The organism is Pseudomonas sp. Con_6, from assembly GCF_059379395.1.
The window spans coordinates 4,344,882-4,364,643 of the sequence record NZ_CM182011.1 but is presented as its reverse complement, the minus strand read 5'-3'; the positions used below and the strand labels follow the sequence as shown (position 1 = coordinate 4,364,643).

At 65.2% G+C, this 19,762-nt stretch carries 15 protein-coding genes; 13 read left to right on the top strand and 2 right to left on the bottom strand.

The genetic code is table 11. The features are described from left to right. From AC5QPF_RS19365 to AC5QPF_RS19355, 3 genes are all read left to right on the top strand, one after another. A complete protein-coding gene (locus tag AC5QPF_RS19365) occupies window positions 1–1,035 on the top strand; it encodes an aldo/keto reductase (RefSeq protein WP_494959427.1) in 1,035 nt (344 codons plus the stop codon). Continuing rightward, the gene (locus AC5QPF_RS19360) at window positions 1,032–2,465 is read left to right on the top strand and encodes a succinate-semialdehyde dehydrogenase (RefSeq protein ID WP_494959426.1); all 1,434 of its coding nucleotides are present in this window, start codon (window positions 1,032–1,034) and stop codon (window positions 2,463–2,465) included. The genes AC5QPF_RS19365 and AC5QPF_RS19360 overlap by 4 nt, the downstream gene beginning before the upstream one ends. An 81-nt stretch (window positions 2,466–2,546) precedes the next feature. Next, a complete protein-coding gene (locus tag AC5QPF_RS19355) occupies window positions 2,547–3,902 on the top strand; it encodes an MFS transporter (protein ID WP_494959425.1) in 1,356 nt (451 codons plus the stop codon). 70 nt (window positions 3,903–3,972) lie between these two features. Here the strand turns inward: AC5QPF_RS19355 and AC5QPF_RS19350 are convergent, their stop codons facing one another. Next, window positions 3,973–4,845 (bottom strand): LysR substrate-binding domain-containing protein, encoded by an 873-nt coding sequence (locus AC5QPF_RS19350; RefSeq protein ID WP_494959424.1) that lies wholly within the window; start codon window positions 4,843–4,845, stop codon window positions 3,973–3,975. A gap of 27 nt (window positions 4,846–4,872) precedes the next feature. Continuing rightward, window positions 4,873–6,051, bottom strand: coding sequence for a hypothetical protein (locus AC5QPF_RS19345; RefSeq protein ID WP_494959423.1), 1,179 nt, complete (start codon window positions 6,049–6,051; stop codon window positions 4,873–4,875). Window positions 6,052–6,245: 194 nt separating this feature from the next. Between AC5QPF_RS19345 and AC5QPF_RS19340 the strand changes: the two genes are divergently transcribed. The 10 genes from AC5QPF_RS19340 (at window position 6,246) to AC5QPF_RS19295 (ending at window position 19,604) form a co-directional block, all read left to right on the top strand. Beyond that, complete coding sequence (locus tag AC5QPF_RS19340; protein ID WP_494959422.1) at window positions 6,246–7,178, top strand: LysR substrate-binding domain-containing protein; 933 nt, start codon at window positions 6,246–6,248, stop codon at window positions 7,176–7,178. Between the two features lie 139 nt (window positions 7,179–7,317). Further along, entirely contained in the window at window positions 7,318–8,742 is a 1,425-nt protein-coding gene (aldA, locus tag AC5QPF_RS19335) for an aldehyde dehydrogenase (protein WP_494959421.1), read from the top strand. Between the two features lie 108 nt (window positions 8,743–8,850). Beyond that, complete coding sequence (locus AC5QPF_RS19330; RefSeq protein WP_494959420.1) at window positions 8,851–10,161, top strand: MFS transporter; 1,311 nt, start codon at window positions 8,851–8,853, stop codon at window positions 10,159–10,161. Window position 10,162: 1 nt separating this feature from the next. Then, the gene (locus tag AC5QPF_RS19325; RefSeq protein WP_494959419.1) at window positions 10,163–11,380 is read left to right on the top strand and encodes an enolase C-terminal domain-like protein; all 1,218 of its coding nucleotides are present in this window, start codon (window positions 10,163–10,165) and stop codon (window positions 11,378–11,380) included. 59 nt (window positions 11,381–11,439) lie between these two features. Next, window positions 11,440–13,056: a GMC family oxidoreductase N-terminal domain-containing protein gene (locus tag AC5QPF_RS19320; RefSeq protein ID WP_494959418.1), complete on the top strand. Its 1,617-nt coding sequence runs from the start codon at window positions 11,440–11,442 to the stop codon at window positions 13,054–13,056. Window positions 13,057–13,204: 148 nt separating this feature from the next. Next, window positions 13,205–16,189, top strand: coding sequence for an autotransporter domain-containing protein (locus AC5QPF_RS19315; protein WP_494959417.1), 2,985 nt, complete (start codon window positions 13,205–13,207; stop codon window positions 16,187–16,189). Window positions 16,190–16,580: 391 nt separating this feature from the next. Continuing rightward, complete coding sequence (gene yfcF / locus AC5QPF_RS19310; RefSeq protein ID WP_494959416.1) at window positions 16,581–17,213, top strand: glutathione transferase; 633 nt, start codon at window positions 16,581–16,583, stop codon at window positions 17,211–17,213. A gap of 75 nt (window positions 17,214–17,288) precedes the next feature. Continuing rightward, on the top strand, window positions 17,289–17,594 hold the full coding sequence (locus AC5QPF_RS19305) for a hypothetical protein (RefSeq protein WP_494959415.1): 306 nt from the start codon (window positions 17,289–17,291) through the stop codon (window positions 17,592–17,594). 3 nt (window positions 17,595–17,597) lie between these two features. Then, a complete protein-coding gene (locus tag AC5QPF_RS19300; protein WP_494959414.1) occupies window positions 17,598–17,780 on the top strand; it encodes a DUF1289 domain-containing protein in 183 nt (60 codons plus the stop codon). 78 nt (window positions 17,781–17,858) lie between these two features. Then, window positions 17,859–19,604, top strand: coding sequence for a sulfate permease (locus AC5QPF_RS19295; RefSeq protein WP_494959413.1), 1,746 nt, complete (start codon window positions 17,859–17,861; stop codon window positions 19,602–19,604). Window positions 19,605–19,762 lie beyond the last annotated feature (158 nt).

Genomic DNA, 19,762 nt, shown 5'->3' with positions numbered 1-19,762 from the left:
ATGCAATACATTCGTTTGGGCAACTCCGGCCTGGAAGTCTCGCGCCTGTGCCTGGGCACCATGAACATGGGCACCCCAGACTGGAAACCCTGGATCTTCAACGAGAAGCAGAGCGAGCCGATCGTTGCCCATGCCCTGGCCAACGGGGTCAACTTCATCGACCTGGCCGACTTCTATTCCGCCGGCGTCGGCGAGGAAGTGGTGGGGCGTATCGTCAAGCGCCTGGCCCGCCGCGAAGACCTGGTGATCACCACCAAGGTCGGCTATGGCACCCGCAGCGGCATCAACGCCAGCGGCCATTCGCGCAAGCACATCTTCGACAGCATCGACGCTTCGCTGACCCGCCTGGGCATGGACTACGTCGACCTGTACATGCTGCATTACTTCGACGTAAACACGCCGGTGGAAGAGACCATGGGCGCGCTCAACGACATCGTCAAAGCCGGCAAGGCCCGCTATATCGGCGTGTCCACCATGCTCACCGGGCAACTGGCGAAGATCCTCCTGTGCTGCGAGCGCAATAACTGGGTCAAGCCGATCAACATGCAGCTGCAACTGAACGCCGCCTACCGCGAGGAAGAACGCGAGATGATCCCGTTCTGCCGCGACCAGGGCCTTGGTGTCTCGGTGTTCAGCCCGCTGGCCCGCGGCCTGCTGACTGGCGACGTGCAGTCGACGCGCAACCAGACCGACTTCTTCACCCAGCAGATGTACGCCGACGAGGCCTCTTTCGAAATCGCCCGCTCGGTACAGCGTGTGGCCCGTGCCCGTGGCGTTTCCAACGCCCAGGTGGCCCAGGCCTGGGTCCTGCAGCACGGCGGCGTCGATTGCATGCTGGTGGGTGCCGATACCACCGCGCAGTTCGACAGCGCCCTGGCCGCCCTGGACACCCGCCTGGATGACGAGGAACTGCATGAGCTGGAACGCAACTACACGCCGTGCGACGTGATCAACGACTACACCGCTGGCAAGCGCATCCTGCGCACCGCGCGTCCGGGTATCGAGCGTTTCCTGCTGAGCGAGGCGGTGGCATGAGCGAATTGCTGCGCAACGGCAACTACATCGACGGCCAATGGTCCAGTGGCGGCGCCACCTACGCGGTAACCGACCCGGCCAGTGGCGAGCTGATCACCCAGGTCCAGAAGGCCGGCGCCGAGGAAACCAACCTCGCCATCGCTGCCGCCGAGCGCGCCTTGCCGGCCTGGCGCGGACTGACCGCCAAGGAGCGCAGCCAGCGCCTGCGCCGCTGGGCCGAGCTGATGCTGGGCAACCAGCGCGAACTGGCCACGCTGATGTGCCGCGAACAGGGCAAGCCCCTGGCCGAAGCCATGGGCGAAGTGGTGTACGCCGCCAGCTTCCTCGAATGGTTCGCCGAGGAAGCCAAGCGCGCCTACGGCGACGTGATCCCCAGCCACAAGGCCGATGCACGTATTGTCGTGGTCAAGGAAGCCATCGGCGTGGTCGCCGCGATCACGCCGTGGAACTTCCCCCTGGCCATGGTCACGCGCAAGGTCGGCCCGGCGCTGGCGGCGGGCTGCACCCTGGTCCTCAAGCCCTCGGAGGAAACCCCGCTGTCGGCCTTCGCCCTGGCGGTGCTGGCCGAGCAGGCGGGCATTCCCGCCGGCGTGTTCAATATCGTCTCCGGCGATGCCGTGGCCATTGGCGGCGCGCTGCAGGCCTCCAGCGTGGTGCGCAAGCTGTCCTTCACCGGTTCGACCCGCACCGGCAAGCTGCTGATGCGCCAGGCTGCCGATACGCTGAAGAAGGTGTCCCTGGAGCTGGGCGGCAACGCGCCCTTCATCGTCTTCGACGACGCCGACCTGGATGCTGCGGTGAGGGGCGCCATGGCCTCGAAGTTCCGCAATACCGGGCAGACCTGCGTGTGCGTCAACCGCTTCTTCATCCAGGACGGCGTGTACGACGCCTTCGTCGGCAAGCTGGCGGAAGCGGTCAAGGCCATGCGCGTCGGCGCGGCGCTGGAAGGTGAGACCGAGCAGGGCCCGCTGATCAACCCCGCCGCCCTGGCCAAGGTCGAGGCCCATGTCGGCGATGCCCTGGAGAAGGGCGCGCGCCTGGTCTGCGGCGGTCGTCGCCACGCCCTGGGCGGGACCTTCTTCGAGCCGACCGTGCTCGCCGAAGCCCGCCGCGACATGCTGATCGCCAGCGACGAGACCTTCGGCCCGGTGGCCGCCTGCTTCCGCTTCAAGGACGAGGCCGAGGTGCTGCAGGCCGCCAACGACACGCCGTACGGCCTCTCGGCGTACTTCTACAGCCGTGACATCGGCCGCGTCTGGCGCATGGCCGAAGGGCTGGAAGCGGGCATGGTCGGCATCAACGAAGGGGTGATTTCCACCGAGCTGGCACCCTTCGGCGGCATCAAGGAATCGGGCCTGGGCCGTGAAGGCTCGAAGTACGGCCTGGACGAATACCTGGAGATCAAATACCTGCTGATGGGCGGACTCTGAACCCCAGGCACCACCGCCGGCCACAGGGCCGGCGGCTTTTCGGCTTCATCTCTACTTCAAGAACAAAAACCGGAGACGAACATGTCCGTTACCCCCGTCAAGATCGACGATCTGCCGATCGGCCGCTTTCACCTGAAAATCGCCGGGCTGACCTTCGGCGCGCACTTCACCGACGGCTATATCCTTGGCCTGATCGGCATTGCCTTCACCTTGCTGAGTCCGCAGATGCAACTGGATGCCTTCTGGCAGGGCCTGATCGGTGCCTCGGCGCTGATCGGCCTGTTTCTCGGCAGCCTGTTCTTTGGCTGGATTTCCGATCACCTCGGGCGGCAGAAAATCTTCCTGATCAGCTTCGTCCTGATCACGCTCGCTTCAGTCATGCAGTTCTACGTGGAAAGCGCGGCGGCGCTGCTGTTCTGCCGCATCCTGATCGGCATCGGGCTCGGCGGGGATTTCAGCGTCGGCCACGCCATGCTCGCTGAGTTCGCCCCGCGCAAGCACCGTGGTGTGCTGCTGGGCTCGTTCAGCGTGATCTGGACCTTCGGCTACGTGGCCGCGACCTTCGTCGGTACCGCCATGCTCAGCCTCGGTGACGATGCCTGGCGCTACATGCTGGCGTCCTCGGCGATTCCTGCCGGGCTGATCCTGCTGGCGCGCATCGGCACTCCGGAGTCGCCGCGCTGGCTGGTCAACCAGGGGCGCATCGAGGAAGCCCGCGCCATTGTGCGCAAGCACCTCGGTGCCCACGTGGTGCTGGACGAGGAGCCGACCGTGGAGCGGCATTCCGGCTACAAGGCGTTGTTCAGCCGCGAGTACCGCAAGCGCACGGCGTTCAACTGCCTGTTCTTCGTCTGCATCGTCATGCCGTACTTCGCCATCTATACGTTCCTGCCCACCATCCTGGCCAAGATGGGCCTGGCCGAGGGCTTTGGCACCGAGCTGATGCTGAACATGCTGTTGATCATCGGCGCCCTGGTGGGGATCTGGTGCACGGTGAAGTTCTCGCGGCGCGGGTTCCTGATCGGTTCGTTCGTGATCCTGGCGGCGGCGCTGTTCCTGCTGGCGGTGCTGCCGGGTAGCGCGGCGTGGCTGATGGTGCTGGTGTTCGGCTTGTTCACTCTGGTGCTGTCGGCGGTGAGCAACCTGGTCGGGGTATTCCCGGCTGAGAGCTTCCCGACGCCGGTGCGCGCCAGTGGCATCGGCCTGGCGACGGCAGTGAGCCGGCTGGGTTCGGCGGTGAGTACCTTCCTGCTGCCGTTGAGCGTGGCGGGGATCGGCTTGAGTCCGACCATGGGCATCCTGGCCGGGATCCTGGCCTTCGGTGCACTGATTTCCTGGGCCTGGGCGCCCGAGACCAAGGCGTTGACCTTGAGCCAGGCGTGTACGGTGCCGAGTGCCGAGGGTGGGGAGAAAGGGGTGGTGGCTTCGGCTGCCTGATCCTGTCCGGAGGATCTTCATCGATCTTCCGGGCCTCATCGCTGGCTTGCCAGCGATGAGCCGGTACAGGCTACACGGTGATCCCCTGCAACCACTCGGTAAACAGCCTCACTTTCGACAACCCCTGCTTTTCCCCCGCCACATCCAGCCAGTAGCCATAAGGCCCCAGCACCTCCACCGGGGCGATCGGCAACAGGCGGCCTTCACGCAGTTCCTGCTCGATCATCTGCCGGTCGATCACCGCCAGCCCGCCACCTGCCAATGCGGTATGGATCACCTGGTCCAGAGTGCTGAACTCCAGCCCGCTGGCCACGTCCACATCGTTTCGCCCCGTGGCCCCCAGCCAGTTTTCCCACACCGGCAGGCGCTTGCCATCATGCAGGATGTGCAGCAACGGATACGCCCCCAGATCCGGCGCCATACCCTCGACGAACAGCTCCGGACTGGCCACCGCCACATGCCGCTCCATCACCAGCAACTCGCTGTGCCAGTGCTCCGCCGGGCCCAGGCCGAAGCGGATGCGGCAGTCGATCTCGGCCAGGTGCTCGTGGCTGGCGTGGTTGCTGATGCTCAGGCTGATGTCCGGGTAATGCCGGCAGAAATCCCGCAGATGCGAGGACAGCCAGCGCGTGCCCCAGGTGGGCGGGGCGAGGATGCGCAGGCGCTGGCGCAGGTTGGGCACGCGTACCAGTTGCAAGGCGCGGTCGATCTGGTCGAAGGCGGCTGCCAGTTGCGGCGACAGGGTCACGCCGGCCTCGGTCAGGGTCAGGCCCTTGGGCGTGCGCACGAACAGTGCCACGCCAAGGTGATCCTCGAGTTGCTTGATCTGACGGCTGACCGCGCCCTGGGTCACGTTGAGGTCAAGGGCGGCCTGGCTGAAACTGCGATGCCGCGCGACCTCTTCGAAGACGCGCAGCATGGTGAGCGGGGGCAACTGACGCATGGACGAGGCCCCCGAAAAAGGAAGGACTTAGAAGTAATAACCGATGTTGACGTATACCTGGTTTTCCCACTGGTCGCTACCACCTGCACCGAGGCTCTGGGTGTAGTTGCTGCCGCCGATGTACGGGTCGTTCTTCCCGAACAGCCACTCGGTGGCGATCCACAGTTTGCTCAGGGAGAACGACGAGCCGAGGATCAGCCGCTCGGAGGTGTCGAAGCCCGACGCGGACTTGTCGAAGGCGCTGTAGTTGGCGTACAGCTTGATGCCGCTGAGCTGGTCGAACAGGTACTTGCCGTCGACGTCGTAGCTGAGGTCGGCGACATAGAAGTTGCCGCGGCTGGCGACGTTGAAGGTGCCGTCGTAGCCGCCGAAGGTGACCAGTTCGTCGGTGCCTTCGTTGCGCGGCGACATCTGTTGTCGCGCCGCCATCAACTGCACGCCCCACGGACCGTTCTTGCCCAGGTAGTGCACGGCCACGGCATTGCGCCGGCCGTCGTCGTGGGTGTCGTTGTTCTTCAGGGTCGAGGTCATGCCGGACACGCCGACTTCGGATTTCCAGGCACCCAGGTCCACCGACCGCGCCACCCGCAGTACCGCGGTGTTGCGCTCGCGGTTGTCGCTGCCGTCGGCGACGTAGCTGTCGGCGCTGGAGACCACGGTGGAGTAGGTGCGCCCGTTGCTGGTGCCCTTGCCCTGCCAGGCCGGGCGCAGGTAGTAGCCGGCCTGCAGGTTCCAGGCGCCGGCCTGCTGGATGTACTTGGCGCCGACCTGCTCGACGTCTTCCAGGCCGATGACGTTGCCCAGGGTTTCGAAGAAGGTGCTGCCGAAGTACGGCTGCAGGCCGAAGGGAATCTGGTTGAGGCCGACCTGGATCTGCTGGTCGGGGTTGAACCTGTAGCCGATCCAGGCGGTTTCGGCGAAGGCGATGTCGCCGACGTTGTTGGTGTACTTGTAAGGGTACGCACGACCGTAGAAGCGGTACTTGGCGGCGCCGATCCAGGTGTCGGAGTTGTACTTGGCGGTGAGGAAGGCGGTGTCGAAGTTGAACTTCTGGATGTCGCGGTCCGGGTCGTAGTCCCAGCGGGCACGGACGGCGCCGCCAAGGTCGAGATTGTCGGTGACCTGCACGGCGAAGGCCGGGACGGCGAGGGCGGACAGGGTGGCAAGACAGACGGACTGCAGGCGCAGTGACGCGGAAAAGTGCATGGGCGTGGCTCTCGTTGTTGTTATGTGAGACGCGCGCAGTGTTGCCAGTGGGGCGATGGGCCACAAACGATTAAATGGCGGGCAGAACCTGCATTAAACGCAAGTTACCTGCAGAAAATTCCGATGAGCTTGTGGGGTGTGTCTTACATTGCGTGGGATACTTCACACGGTTTTCCCTCCATCGAGCGCCTTCCATGAAACGCAGAATGCCAGGTCTCAACGCCCTCAAGGCCTTCGAGGTGGCCGGCAGCACCGGCAGCTTCACCCGTGCCGCCGAACTGCTCAACGTCACCCAGAGCGCGGTCAGCCGCCAGGTGCGCCAGCTGGAGGAGCAACTGGGCGAGAACCTGCTGCAGCGGCGTCATCACCACCTCGAACTGACCAATGCCGGGCGCGTGCTGCTGCGTGCCTTGCACCAATCCTTCGACAAGATCGAGATGACCGTGCGCAGCATCCAGCAGAAGACCCACTCCAATCGCCTGCACCTCAACGCGCCGCCGACCTTCACCCGGCGCTGGCTGATGCCGCGTCTTGGGCGCCTGCGCGAGGCTCATCCGGAGCTTGAACTGAGCATCACCACGCAACTGCAGGACAGCCTGGCCGAGACCGCGACGCTCGACTGCGCGATCCGGTTCGGCAATGGCGAGTGGGACGGGCTGGACAGTTCGCTGCTGATCCAGGAGCGGCATATCGCCGTGTGCGCGCCTTCGTTGTATGCCCGTGAGCAGGAGGCAGAGGGCATCGACCTCAATCGCATGACCCTGCTGCATGTGCTGGCCCGCGAGGACCAGCGCTACCTGACCTGGAAACACTGGCTGGATGCTGCGCGGATCAGTGGCGTGGATACCCAGGGCGGCTACGAGTTCGACCTGCTGGACCTGGCCATCCGGGCGGCGGTGGACGGGTTGGGGATCACCATCGCTGACTGGCATATGGTGGCGCCGGAGCTGGCCAGCGGGCAGTTGACCCAGGTGCTCAACGTGCATGTGGACGGGCACCAGTCGTACTGGCTGGTGACCCGGCCGGAGCAGCGCGATGCGCCGCAGTTGCAGTTGTTCCACCAGTGGCTGCAGGAGGAGATCTGGCTGGCACAGCGGCAGCTGGAGCCCTCTACTCCGGCAGTTTGATGGTGCTCTTCAGGGCCTCATCGCTACCACTAACATGCCTTTTTCGAATGTTCCTCCCCGAAATTCATCGTTTGTCCAACCCCCGCCAAATCCCAACACTGCCCGTCAATAACAACGCGACAACGATGGGCGGATTGCGATGCGAATCGAGCGAAATTTTGTTGATGGCCACTTCATCGAGCCAGCCGGCACGGCGCAGATCGCCGTGTACGACCCGGCCACCGAAGGCCTGGTCGGCCAGGTCTCGGCCGCTACCGCGCAGGAGGCCATCGCCGCCGTGGATGCCGCCGCCAAGGCGCAGAAGACCTGGGGCAAGCTGACCAGCATCGAGCGTGGCGAGCACCTGCGCGCCTTCGCCGAGGCCCTCGAAGCCCGCGCCGTGCCAATCGGTGAAGCCCTGGCCGCCGAATCCGGCAAGAGCCTGGAAGACGCCAGCAACGAAGCCCGTTACGCGGCGCAGATCACCCGCTACCACGCCGAATGGGCGCGCCGCGTCGAAGGCGAAATCATCCCCAGCGATACCCCCGACGAACGCCTGTTCCTGCACCGCGAGGCGATCGGCGTGGTGGCCTGCCTGATCCCCTTCAACTATCCGGTCTACACCCTGCTGCGCAAGATCGCCCCGGCGCTGATCACCGGCAACACCGTGGTGGTGCGTCCGAGCAACAACACGCCGCTGTCGGCCTTCGAGATCGCCCGGGCCGCGGAGCAAGCCGGCCTGCCGGCGGGGGTGCTGAACATCCTGACCATGGACCACGCCACCGCCGCCAGCCTGTGCACCCACAAGGCCGTGGGCCTGATCACCCTGACCGGCAGCGTCAACGCCGGGCGCATCGTCCTCGACTACTGCAAGGAAAACATCGCCAAGCCGTCGCTTGAACTGGGCGGCAAGACCCCGGTGATCGTCGAGCCCGACGCCGACCTGGAACAGGCTGCCAGCGCCATCGTCGGTTCCAAGACCACCCACTGCGGCCAGCTGTGCACGGCGGTGGAGCGGGTCTACGTCCACGAAAGCGTGCATGACCGCCTGCTGGAGCTGCTCAAGGCGAAATTCGCCGCGGTGCGCTTCGGCGACCGCGCCCAGGACCCGAGCCGCATGGGCCCGCTGGTCAATGCCGCGGCCCGGCGCAATATCCACGCCATGGTCGAACGGGCCGTGGCCGCCGGCGCGGTGCTGGAAACCGGTGGCTTCATTCCGCAGGGGGCCGGGCATTTCTACCCGCCGACCCTGCTCAGCCACTGCCGCCAGGACATGGAGATCGTTCAGGAGGAAACCTTCGGCCCGGTGCTGGCACTGCTCAGCTACCACCACATCGACCAGGCCCTGGAAATGGCCAACGACCACCAGTTTGGCCTGTCCTCGGTGCTCTACACCGAGAACTACCGCACCACCATGAAGGTCGCTGCCGCCATCGAGGCCGGTGAGCTGTACGTCAATCGCACCCCGGCCGACCCCTATCAGGGCTTCCACGCCGGCTGGAAACGCTCGGGCCTGGGCGGCGACGACGGCAAGCACGGGATGCTCGAATTCACCCAGACCCGACTGGTGGTCATGAAGTACTGAGCTGCAAGCGGCAAGCTACAAGTCTCAAGCAGTCCGCGTCGCGCTCTTGCTTGAGGCTCATGACTTGCAGCTTGCCGCTCCCTAATAAGAACAACAGAGAGTCCATTTATGTCCAAGCATGCTGCCGCACCGCATTCTGCCGTCCTCGCCGAGGACGCCAGCGACAAGGGAAGTCGCTATTTCCAACTGATGCTGCTGGTGCTCGCCGCCGGCGCGATCTACCCCATCCTCTATCTGCGCCAGGTCTACCAGACCACCATGCTGGAGGTGTTCCAGATCAACCACAGCGAGCTGGGCTACCTGTATTCCATGCTCGGTACCCTCTTCCTGCTCAGCTACCTGCCCAGCGGCTGGCTGGCCGACCGCATCGCCCCGCGCTTTTTGATCTTCTTCTCGCTGGTGGCCACCGGCGCCCTCGGCCTGTGGTACTCCACCGCGCCGGGCATGACCGGCCTGCTGGTCATCTTCGGTTGCTGGGGCCTGACCACTGGCCTGACCTTCTGGGCCTCGGTGCTCAAGCGGGTCAAGATGATCGCCCACCATTCCGAGCAGGGCCGCTTCTTCGGCATCCTCGACGGCGGTCGCGGCCTGGTCGAGGCGCTGCTCGCCACCGTGGCCCTGGCGCTGTTCGCCATGGCCACTGAAACCCGCGGCGAGTCGGTGGCCGAAGGCTTCAGGCACGTGGTCTACCTGTACTCCTTCACCTGTATCGCCATCGGCTGTGTGCTGGTGCTGCTCAAAGACCCCAAGTCGATGGACGCCACCCAGCCGGTGGAGCAGGGCAAGTTCAACCTGCTCAGCGACCTCGCCACCCTGGTGAAGATCCCGGAACTGTGGCTGGTCACCGCCATCGTGTTCTGCGGCTACCACATCTTCTGGGCCACCTACAGCTTCTCCGACTACCTGCAGGGCAGCGGCATGACCGCGGTCATGGCCGGCACCATCACCACCATCAAGCTGTGGATGCGCCCCATCGGCGGCATCGGCGGCGGCTGGTTGGGCGACAAGTTCAGCAATGTCTCGGTGCTGATCGTTGCCATGCTCCTGGCCACCCTCGGCGTGTTCGGCCTGATCGTGTTCCCGGGCCTGAACAGCCTCGGCCTGCTGATCGCCACGGTGATCTTCATCGGCCTGATGACCTACGCCATCCGCGGCCTGTACTGGGCGATCCTGGATACCTGCGCCATCCCGCTGCGGATCACGGGCCTTGCCATCGGCATCGTCTCGGTGGTGGGCTACCTGCCGGACACCTTCATCCCGCTGATCAACGGCTACCTCACCGAACACTACCCGGGCGCCCTCGGCTACAAGCTGTACTTCGGCTACATCGGCGCCGTGGGCCTGGTCGGCACGCTCGCCGCCGTGGTCCTGCGCGGCCGCGTCACCCGCAAACAACGTCTTCTGAACACTGGTGCCTGAGATGAAAATCGTCGCTCTCGAAACCCATATCGTCGCCGTCCCGCCACCCCACATCGGCGGCATGTACTGGCTGTTCGTCAAGCTGCGCACCGCCTGTGGCATCGAAGGCGTCGGCGAGATCTACGCCGCCACCTTCGGCCCCAAGGCCATGCAGCCGATCATCGAGGACGTGTTCGAGCGCCACCTGCTCGATCAGGATCCGCACCATGTCGAACGTTTCTTCCGCCAGGCCTATTCCAGCGGTTTCACCCAGCGTCCCGACCTGACCATGATGGGCGTGGTCAGCGGCCTGGAAATGGCCTGCTGGGACATCATCGGCAAGGCGGCGAACAAGCCGGTGTACGAGCTGCTCGGCGGCAAGGTGCATGAACGTCTGCGCTCCTACACCTACCTGTACCCGGTGAACAGTAAAGGCGAGTACGACTACGACGACCCGGACCTGGCCGCCGAGTGCGCGGTGCAGAACATGGAGAAGGGCTTCACCGCGCTGAAGTTCGACCCGGCCGGCCCGTACACCGCCTACTCCGGGCACCAGCTGTCCCTTGAAGTGCTGGACCGCTGCGAGACCTTCTGCCGCAAGATCCGCGAGGCGGTGGGCAACAAGTGCGATCTGCTGTTCGGCACCCACGGGCAGATGGTGCCGTCCTCGGCGATCCGCCTGGCCAAGCGTCTGGAGAAATACGACCCGCTATGGTTCGAGGAGCCGATCCCGCCGGGCCAGGAAGACGCCATGGCCCAGGTCGCCGCCAAGACCAGCATCCCCATCGCCACCGGCGAGCGGCTGACCACCAAGTACGAGTTCTTCAAGCTGCTGCAGGCTGGCGGGGCGTCGATCCTGCAGATGAACGTGGCGCGCTGCGGCGGCCTGCTGGAGGCGAAGAAGATCGCCAGCCTGGCCGAGGTCTACTACGCGCAGATCGCCCCGCACCTCTACAACGGCCCGATCGGCGCGGCGGCGAGCTTCCAGCTGGCGGCCTGCACGCCGAACTTCCTGATCCAGGAAAGCATCGAGACCTGGGGCGGCTTCCACGCCGAGGTGCTGAAGAAGCCGCTGCAATGGGAAGACGGCTACATCATCCCGTCCAGCGAGCCGGGCCTGGGCGTGGAACTGGACATGGACGTGGTGCGCAAGCACACCCCGTATACCGGCCAGCGCCTGCACCTGCAGATGGCGGTCGATCCGGTGGACGTACGCGACACCTCACCGGCCAAAGGCTGACCCGATTACCCGCCCGGCAGAACGGGCGGCGTTTTTCCCGACTTACGCGGTAAATGTGCATGACTTACGACTACATCATCGCCGGCGCCGGTGCGGCCGGTTGCGTCCTCGCCAATCGCCTGTCGGCTTCGGGCCAATACTCGGTGCTGCTGCTGGAGGCGGGGGGCAAGGACGACTCGTTCTGGTTCAAGATTCCGGTCGGCTTCGCCAAGATGTACTACAACCCGACCTACAACTGGATGTACTACAGCCAGCCGCAGAAAGCGCTGGGCCAGCGCGCGCTGTATGCGCCGCGGGGCAAGGTGCAGGGTGGTTCCGGCTCGATCAACGCGATGATCTACGTGCGCGGCCAGGCCCATGACTTCGACGACTGGGCGGCCAACGGCAACGACGGCTGGGGCTTCAAGGACGTGCTGCCGTACTTCCGCAAGCTGGAGAACCACCCGCTGGGCGACAGCGAGTATCACGGCGACAGCGGCCCGATCAGCATCACCCCGATGAAGGGCCAGACCCACCCGATCTGCGACGTCTTCCTCAAGGGCTGTGAAGAGCTGGGCTACCCGCGCAGCGACGACTTCAACGGCCCGCGTTTCGAAGGTGCCGGCATCTATGACGTCAACACCCGCAATGGCCAGCGCTGCTCCAGCAGCTTTGCACACCTGCACCCGGCGCTGACTCGGCCGAACCTTAAGGTCGAGCACCATGCCCTGGTGGACCGCGTGCTGTTCGATGCGGCGGGGCAGCGCGCCGTTGGCGTGCTGGTCAGCCAGAACGGGGTCAACCGCAGCTTCGCCGCGCGCAAGGAAGTGATCCTCTGTGCCGGCGCGGTGGACACGCCGAAGATCCTCCAACTGTCCGGTGTCGGCGACCGCGAGCTGCTGGAGCGCCACGGCATTGCCCAGGTCAGACAACTGCCGGCGGTGGGGCGCAACCTGCAGGACCACCTGTGCGTCAGCTACTACTACAAGGCCAATGTGCCGACCCTGAACGACGAACTCAGCTCGCTGCTTGGCCAGCTCAAGCTGGGCATCCAGTACCTGTTCACGCGCAAGGGCGCGCTGGCCATGAGCGTCAACCAGGCGGGCGGTTTCTTCCGTGGCAACGACGACGAGCAGAACCCCAACCTGCAGCTGTACTTCAATCCGCTGTCGTACCAGATCCCCAAGAACAACAAGGCCAGCCTCAAGCCCGAGCCGTATTCCGGCTTCCTGCTGTGCTTCAACCCGTGCCGGCCGACCAGTCGCGGGCATGTGGAGATCGCCTCGGCCAACCCGCGTGATGCGGCGCTGATCGACCCGAACTACCTGAGCACCGAGAAGGACATCGACGAGGTGATCCAGGGCAGCCGGCTGATGCGCAAGATCATGCAGGCCCCGGCGCTCAAGGGCATCACCGTCGATGAGGTGCTGCCGGGGCCGGCGGTGGAGAGTGACGAGCAGATGCTCGCGTACTTTCGCGAGAACTGCGGGTCGATCTATCACCTCTGTGGCAGCTGTGCCATGGGTGCGGACGAGCAGACGTCGGTGGTGGACAAGCGCCTCAAGGTGCATGGCCTGCAGGGCCTGCGGATCGTCGATGCGTCGATCTTCCCCAATGTCACCTCGGGCAATACCCATGCGGCGGTGCTGATGGTGGCGGAGAAGGGGGCGGACCTGATTCTTGAGGAGCAGTTGTAAGTTTCAACCTGCAAGCCATAAGTAGAAGCGGTTCCCGCGCTCCGCTTTTTCTTGCGGCTTGCAGCTTCAAGCTTGCAACTCCCAACAAAACCGTAATATCGCCTAGCCATACTCGGCGGCCTTCAATAACGACAACGGCCGCCGAACCATGCTCTTCACGCCGCACCGCCTTGCCCTCTGCGTCGCCCTCGCCAGTGCTTCTTTCGCCCCGGGTGTGTTCGCCAAGGACTACTCGATCACCAGTACCACCACCGACACGCTGGAGCTGAAGAAGGGCGACAACCTCAACGTGTCCGCCAAGGGCAGCATCGTCTCCAGCAAGGACGACGGGGTGATCCTGCCCAAGCACACCAGCGGCACCACGATGACCGTGACCAACGCCGGGATCATCCGCTCCACCACGGCCCGCGGCATCGATACCAAGGACGAGGGCGAGGACGTCAGTGCCTACGTGATCAACAACCAGGCCGGTGCGCTGATCCAGGGCGTCAACGACGGCCTGCGCTTCCAGACCAACCCCACCGCCGGCGGCACCCTGAAGATCGACAACGCCGGGACCATCGAGTCCACCGGTGACGGCCAGGCCATCGACCTGGAAACCCTGAACAACCCGAAGTTCACCACCACCCTGGTCAATGAGGCCACCGGTGTGATCCATGCGGTGGGTAACGACGCGATCAAGACCGGCTCCAATGCCGTGGTCACCAACTACGGGCGCATCTACACCGACACTGCGCCGCAGGACAAGAACGGCCTGGACCAGAAGTTCGACGGCATCAAGGTCGGCACTTCCACCGGCGTCACCGTGTACAACTACGGCAGTATCAGCGCCGACCGCCACGGCATCGACCTGAAGACCGACGCCACCCTGTACAACTACGGCGAAGTCACCGGGCGCAACGGTTCGGGCTTCGGCTCCGACGGCTCAGGCACGGTGTTCAACTACGCCGGCGGGGTGATCACCGGCGCTATCGCCGACGGCAAGATCAATGGTGACGGCGACGGCGTCGATATCGACTTCATCGGCCATATCTACAACGAAGGCATCATCCAGGGCCTCGGCGCCAAGGGCGTCGACAGCGGCGGCCGGCCCAACGGCAGCGAAGGCATCGCCATGGGCGGCGGTACCGTGGTCAACACCGCGACCGGGGTGATCCGCAGCGTCGACAACGGCATCCTCGTCGACGATGGCGCCGAAGGCTCGGGCGTGGGCGCCACCAGCCTCACCAACTACGGACGCATCGCCGGCGAAAGCGGTTTCGGCATCAAACTGATCGGCGACTTCGCCGACACCGTGATCAACGGCGGCACCATCAGCGGTGGCAACGGCCTGGCCTTGAGCATGGGTGCCGGCAACGACAACCTGACGGTGCTCACCGGCGGCGTGTTCGAGGGCCTGGTGGACGCAGGCGAGGGCATCGACACCCTGACCCTGAACGGCACCGGCAGCTTCGGCAACAGTGCCAACTTCGAGAAGCTGGTGGTCAGCGGTGGCGCCTGGACGCTCAGCAGTACCAATGATTTCAGCCAGGGCGGCAGCGTCTTGAGTGGCGCCACCCTGATCAACCAGGGCAGCATCCTCGGCGCCATGGTGGTGGATACCGGTGCAGTCTATGCGGGTGGCGGTTCGGTGGGCGGCCTGACCGTCAACGGCAGCCTGCTGACCAATACCGGCCTGGGCGTGGCCAAGGTCAACGGCGACCTGAGCTTCGGCAGCGGCGCCAGCCTGATGTACGGCGTCAACGCCGACGGCAGCAGCGCGCCGATCAGCGTCAGCGGTACCGCCCATCTCAATGGCGCCACGCTCAACGTGCAGCCTTCGGCGGGCGAGTACCCGTGGAAAAGCCAGTACACCGTGCTCACCGCCGGTGCGGTGGACGGCACCTTCGGCAAGGTCACCAGCGACTACGCCTTCCTGAACCCGACCCTGAGCTACAACGCCACCTCGGTCGGCCTGACCTATACCCGCAACGACGTGGCCTTCGAGCAATACAGCCAGACCGGTAACGGCGGCGCAGCGGCCCGTGCGCTGGGCAGTCTCGGCAACGACAGCAAGCTGTACAACGCCCTGTTGAACACCTCCACCGGCTCGGCCAGCAGCGCCATCGAGCAGCTCTCCGGCAGCAACACCGCCAACCTGGCGGCGGCGACCATGAGCGGCAGCGCCCAGGTCAGCAGCACCATGCTCGGTGCCATGCAGTCGATGGGCAGCAACGCCGGCCTGCTGGTGGGGCTGAACGAAGAAGACACCCCGGTCCTGGCCGCCACCGGGCTGCCGCAAGGCGTGCGCAACCTCAACGACCCGAACGCCAAGGGTCGGCTCTGGGTCCAGGCCCTGGGCAGCTACGGCAAGGTCGACGGCAGCCATGGCGGCAGCGCGCTGGAGCAGCGCACCGGCGGCGCGGTGATGGGCCTGGACTGGGCGGTTGGCAGCGACTGGCGCCTGGGTGTGCTGGGTGGCTACTCGCGCACCCGCCTGGATGCCACCGCGCTGGACGGCAAGGTCAACAGCTGGCACGCCGGTGTCTATGCGACGCGGCAGAGCGGTGCGCTGGCCCTGCGCCTGGGCGCGGCCTACAGCGCGCATGACGGCGACAGCAAGCGCGACGTGGCCTTCAGCGGCTTCAGCGAGCGTCTGAAAGGCGACTACGATGCCGACAGCCAGCAGGCCTTCGCCGAACTGGGCTATGCCATGGGCAGTGGCCGCTTCAGCGCCGAACCGTTCGCCAACCTCGGCTACCAGCGTTATCACCGTGACAGCTATCGCGAGAAGGGCGGCGATGCCGCGCTGGCGGTGGACAGCGATACCCAGGACAACGTCACCAGCACCTTCGGCGTGCGCATCGCGCACCTGGGGCAACTGGACAACGGCATGAGCCTGACGCCACGGGCGAGCCTGGGCTGGCGGCATGTCTACGGCAATGTCGATACCAGGACCCGCCAGGCGTTCATCGCCGGTGGCGATGCCTTCAGCGTCGAAGGCAGCGCGCTGGACCGCGACAGCCTGGTGGTCGAGGCCGGGCTGGAGCTGGGGCTGAGTGCGACTCAGTCGGTGGGCCTGGGCTACAGCGCAGAGCTGGGCAGCAACAGCCGCAACCATGCGGTCATGGGGCAGTGGCAGCTCAAGTTCTGATGTGAAATCGAGGCCTGTCTTGCGGGCCTCATCGCTGCATGGGTATCTACACATCTCTGCTGGTGAATTGCTGCTTTTGCTTTTTCATGCACAGAACGTATGAACGACACGATTCGGCCCGACATCCGGCCCTACGCTTCGCTCCGGGTTCCTTCCTTCCGCATACGCTCCGCTCAGCCTCCTGAAGGCCGGGGCAGATCAAGATCAAAAGCCAAAGCCAAAGCACACTTCCAGGGAAGATGTGTAGATACCCATGCTCATCGCTGGCAAGCCAGCGATGCTCTTCGATTCAGCGTCTATTCCGGTGTGGAATACCCCCATAAAAACCTTGAATTGTATTTCCTCCGGCAAACCTCATAGCGTGGGTACTTCGCCAAAGGAGATAGCGTTCATGAGCCACCCGCAGTTCCGCCTCTACGTCGACGCCCGCCATGTCAGCCCCTACGCCATGTCGGTGTACATCGCCCTTCGCGAAAAGGGCCTCGATTTCGAAACCGTACCGGTCGATCTCGACGCCGGCTCCAACCAGGCCGACGACTACACCCGCCTGTCCCTGACCCAACGGGTGCCGACCTTGTTGCACAACGGCTTCGCCCTGTCCGAGTCCTCCGCCATTACCGAGTACCTGGAAGACCTCTATCCCGGCCATCCGGTGTACCCGCGCGACCCGCAGGAACGTGCCCGGGTGCGCCAGGTCCAGGCCTGGTTACGCAGCGACCTGGTGCCGATCCGCGAGGAGCGCACGACCATGGTGGTGTTCTACGGGGTCAAGGCCGGCCCGCTGTCCGCTGCCGGCCAGGCCGCGGCTCGCAAGCTGGTTGCCGCAGCCGAAGCCCTGCTGCCGGAGGGCACCGAACACCTGGCCGGGCAATGGTCCGTCGCCGATGTCGAGCTGGCGCTGATGCTCAACCGCTTGATCCTCAATGGCGATCCGGTGCCGGCGCGGCTCAAGGCCTATGCTGAGCGCCAGTGGCAGCATCCACGGGTGCAGGAATGGGTCAGCCTCCAGCGCCCGCCGCTCTGAGTTCTGGCCGGATCGCCTCGCAGCGCGTACCCTCCGTCCCCCCGGCGCTGTTGCCGGGGCGACGCGGAGACCTTCATGCACCTGAGCAACAGCGCCAGCACCGAGCGGCGCCTGATCAAATACCTGACCCAGGCCTGCGAAATTGCCAAGGGCGAACTCGACGGCTTCGTCTGGCTCGACCATCACATCGACTATCGCCACTACCCGGACAGCCTGATGATCTCCTGGGCCTTCGCCACTGCCGGGCAGCGCGACCGCGCCGCCAGCGGGCCGGCGCTGGCACGCATCCACGAACTCAGTGAAATCGCCTTGATCGACGCCGGGGTGAACCTGGTCCACGTGCCGTCCCATGTCCGCCTCATCCAGCAGCACCAGGCCTGAAGCATGGCCAAGGACATCGAAAACCCCTGCGTCTCGCTGTGCCAGCTCAACGGCGAGCTGTGCGTGAGCTGCGGCCGCAGTCGTGAGGAGATCCGCAAGTGGCGCGGCATGAAGCGGCCGGAAAAGATGGCCACGGTACAGCGCGCAGCCACGCGGATGAAGGCGATCAACAAGAAGAAGCGCTGATCATTTGATCCGGGTTCGGCACGGCGGGCGCAGGGTGGGCTAACGTTGCCCGGATCAGCCGCGTGCAAGGAACCGTTCATGGATCGACCGTCACCCGTCACCCCAATCCCACGTACCGCCAACGCCGCGAGCTGGCGTCGCTGGTTACCGGGCCTGCAACTGCTCAAGGGCTATGCGCCGGCCTGGCTGCCCAGGGACCTGCTCGCCGGCCTGGTGCTCACCGCCATGTTGGTCCCGGTCGGCATCGCCTACGCCGAGGCCTCAGGGGTGCCTGGGATCTACGGGCTGTACGCGACCATCGTGCCGCTGCTGGCCTACGCCCTGTTCGGTCCGAGCCGCATCCTTGTGCTGGGTCCCGACTCGGCCTTGGTGGCGATCATTCTCGCTGTGGTGTTGCCGCTCTCCGGCGGCGATCCGCAGCGCGCCATCGTCCTTGCCAGCGCCATGGCCCTGGTTTCCGGCCTGGTCTGCCTGGGGGCTGGGCTGCTGCGCCTGGGCTTCATTACCGAGCTGCTGTCCAAGCCGATCCGCTACGGCTACATGAACGGCATCGCCCTGACCGTGCTGATCAGCCAGACGCCCAAGCTGTTCGGCATTTCCGTCGAAAGCGACGGCCCCGTGCAGGACACCTGGCACCTGTTCAGCGCGCTGATCGACGGCAAGACCAACGTCTATGCTCTTGCCGTCGGTGCCGGCAGCCTGGCGATCATCCTCCTGCTCAAGCGCTTCGAGCGGGTGCCAGGCATCCTTATCGCGGTGGTCGTTGCCACGCTGGCCGCCTGGTTCTTCAAGCTGGAAGCCGAGCACGGAGTGAAGGTGACCGGGTCGTTGCCCCAGGGATTACCGGGTTTCGCCCTCCCGCTGATCGACGCGGGCGACCTGCAGGCCGTGCTGATCGGCGGCTTCGCCGTGGCCTTGGTGTCCTTCGCCGACACCAGCGTGCTGTCGCGCACCTACGCGGCGAAGACCCGCACCCCGGTGGACGCCAACCAGGAGATGATCGGCCTGGGCATGGCCAACCTCACCACCGGGCTGTTCCAGGGCATTCCGGTGAGCAGCAGTTCGTCGCGCACGCCGGTGGCCGAAGCGGCCGGCGCCCGCAGCCAGCTGGCCGGGGTGTTTGGCGCGATCGGCGTGGCCCTGTTGTTGCTGTTCGGTCCGGACCTGCTCAGGCACCTGCCCACCAGTGCACTGGCCGCGGTGGTGATCGCCGCCGCCATCGGCCTGTTCGAGTTCAAGGATCTGAAGCGCATCTACCGCATCCAGCAATGGGAGTTCTGGCTGTCGATCACCTGTTTTGTCGGCGTGGTGGTGCTCGGGGCGGTGCCGGGGATCGGTCTGGCGGTGGTGGTCGCGGTGATCGAATTCCTCTGGGATGGCTGGCGCCCGCACTCGGCGATCCTTGGCCGGGTCGAGGGCATTCGCGGCTATCACGATATCAGCCGCTATCCCCATGCCCGGCGCGTGCCCGGGCTGGTGTTGTTCCGTTGGGACGCGCCGCTGTTCTTCGCCAATGCCGACCTGTTCCAGAAATGCGTGCTGCGTGCGGTGCGGGAGGCGCCGGACAAGGTAAGGCGCGTCGTCATCGCGGCGGAGCCGGTGACCAGCGTGGACGTGACTTCGGCGGACATGCTGATCGAGCTGGAGCAGATTTTGCGCGCCGACGGGATCGAGCTGCGTTTTGCCGAAGTGAAGGATCCGGTAAAGGACAAGCTGGAGCGCCTGGAGGTGCTGGCGCGGATCGGCCGGGAGGTGTTCCAGCCGACGGTGGGGGCGGCGGTGGATGTGTATCTGGAAGAGCATCAGGTGGACTGGACGCCCTGAGTCAGACTGGTCCGGCCTCATCGCCAACAACGCCCGCTCCCACAGGTTCTGCGTCGGGCCTGGATCTTATGGCTGGCAGGTTACCTTGTGCGGGTTTACCGGATCGCCGGACCGCCGCGATTACGATGGTGGATTCACCGACGCTATCGCGGGTGAAC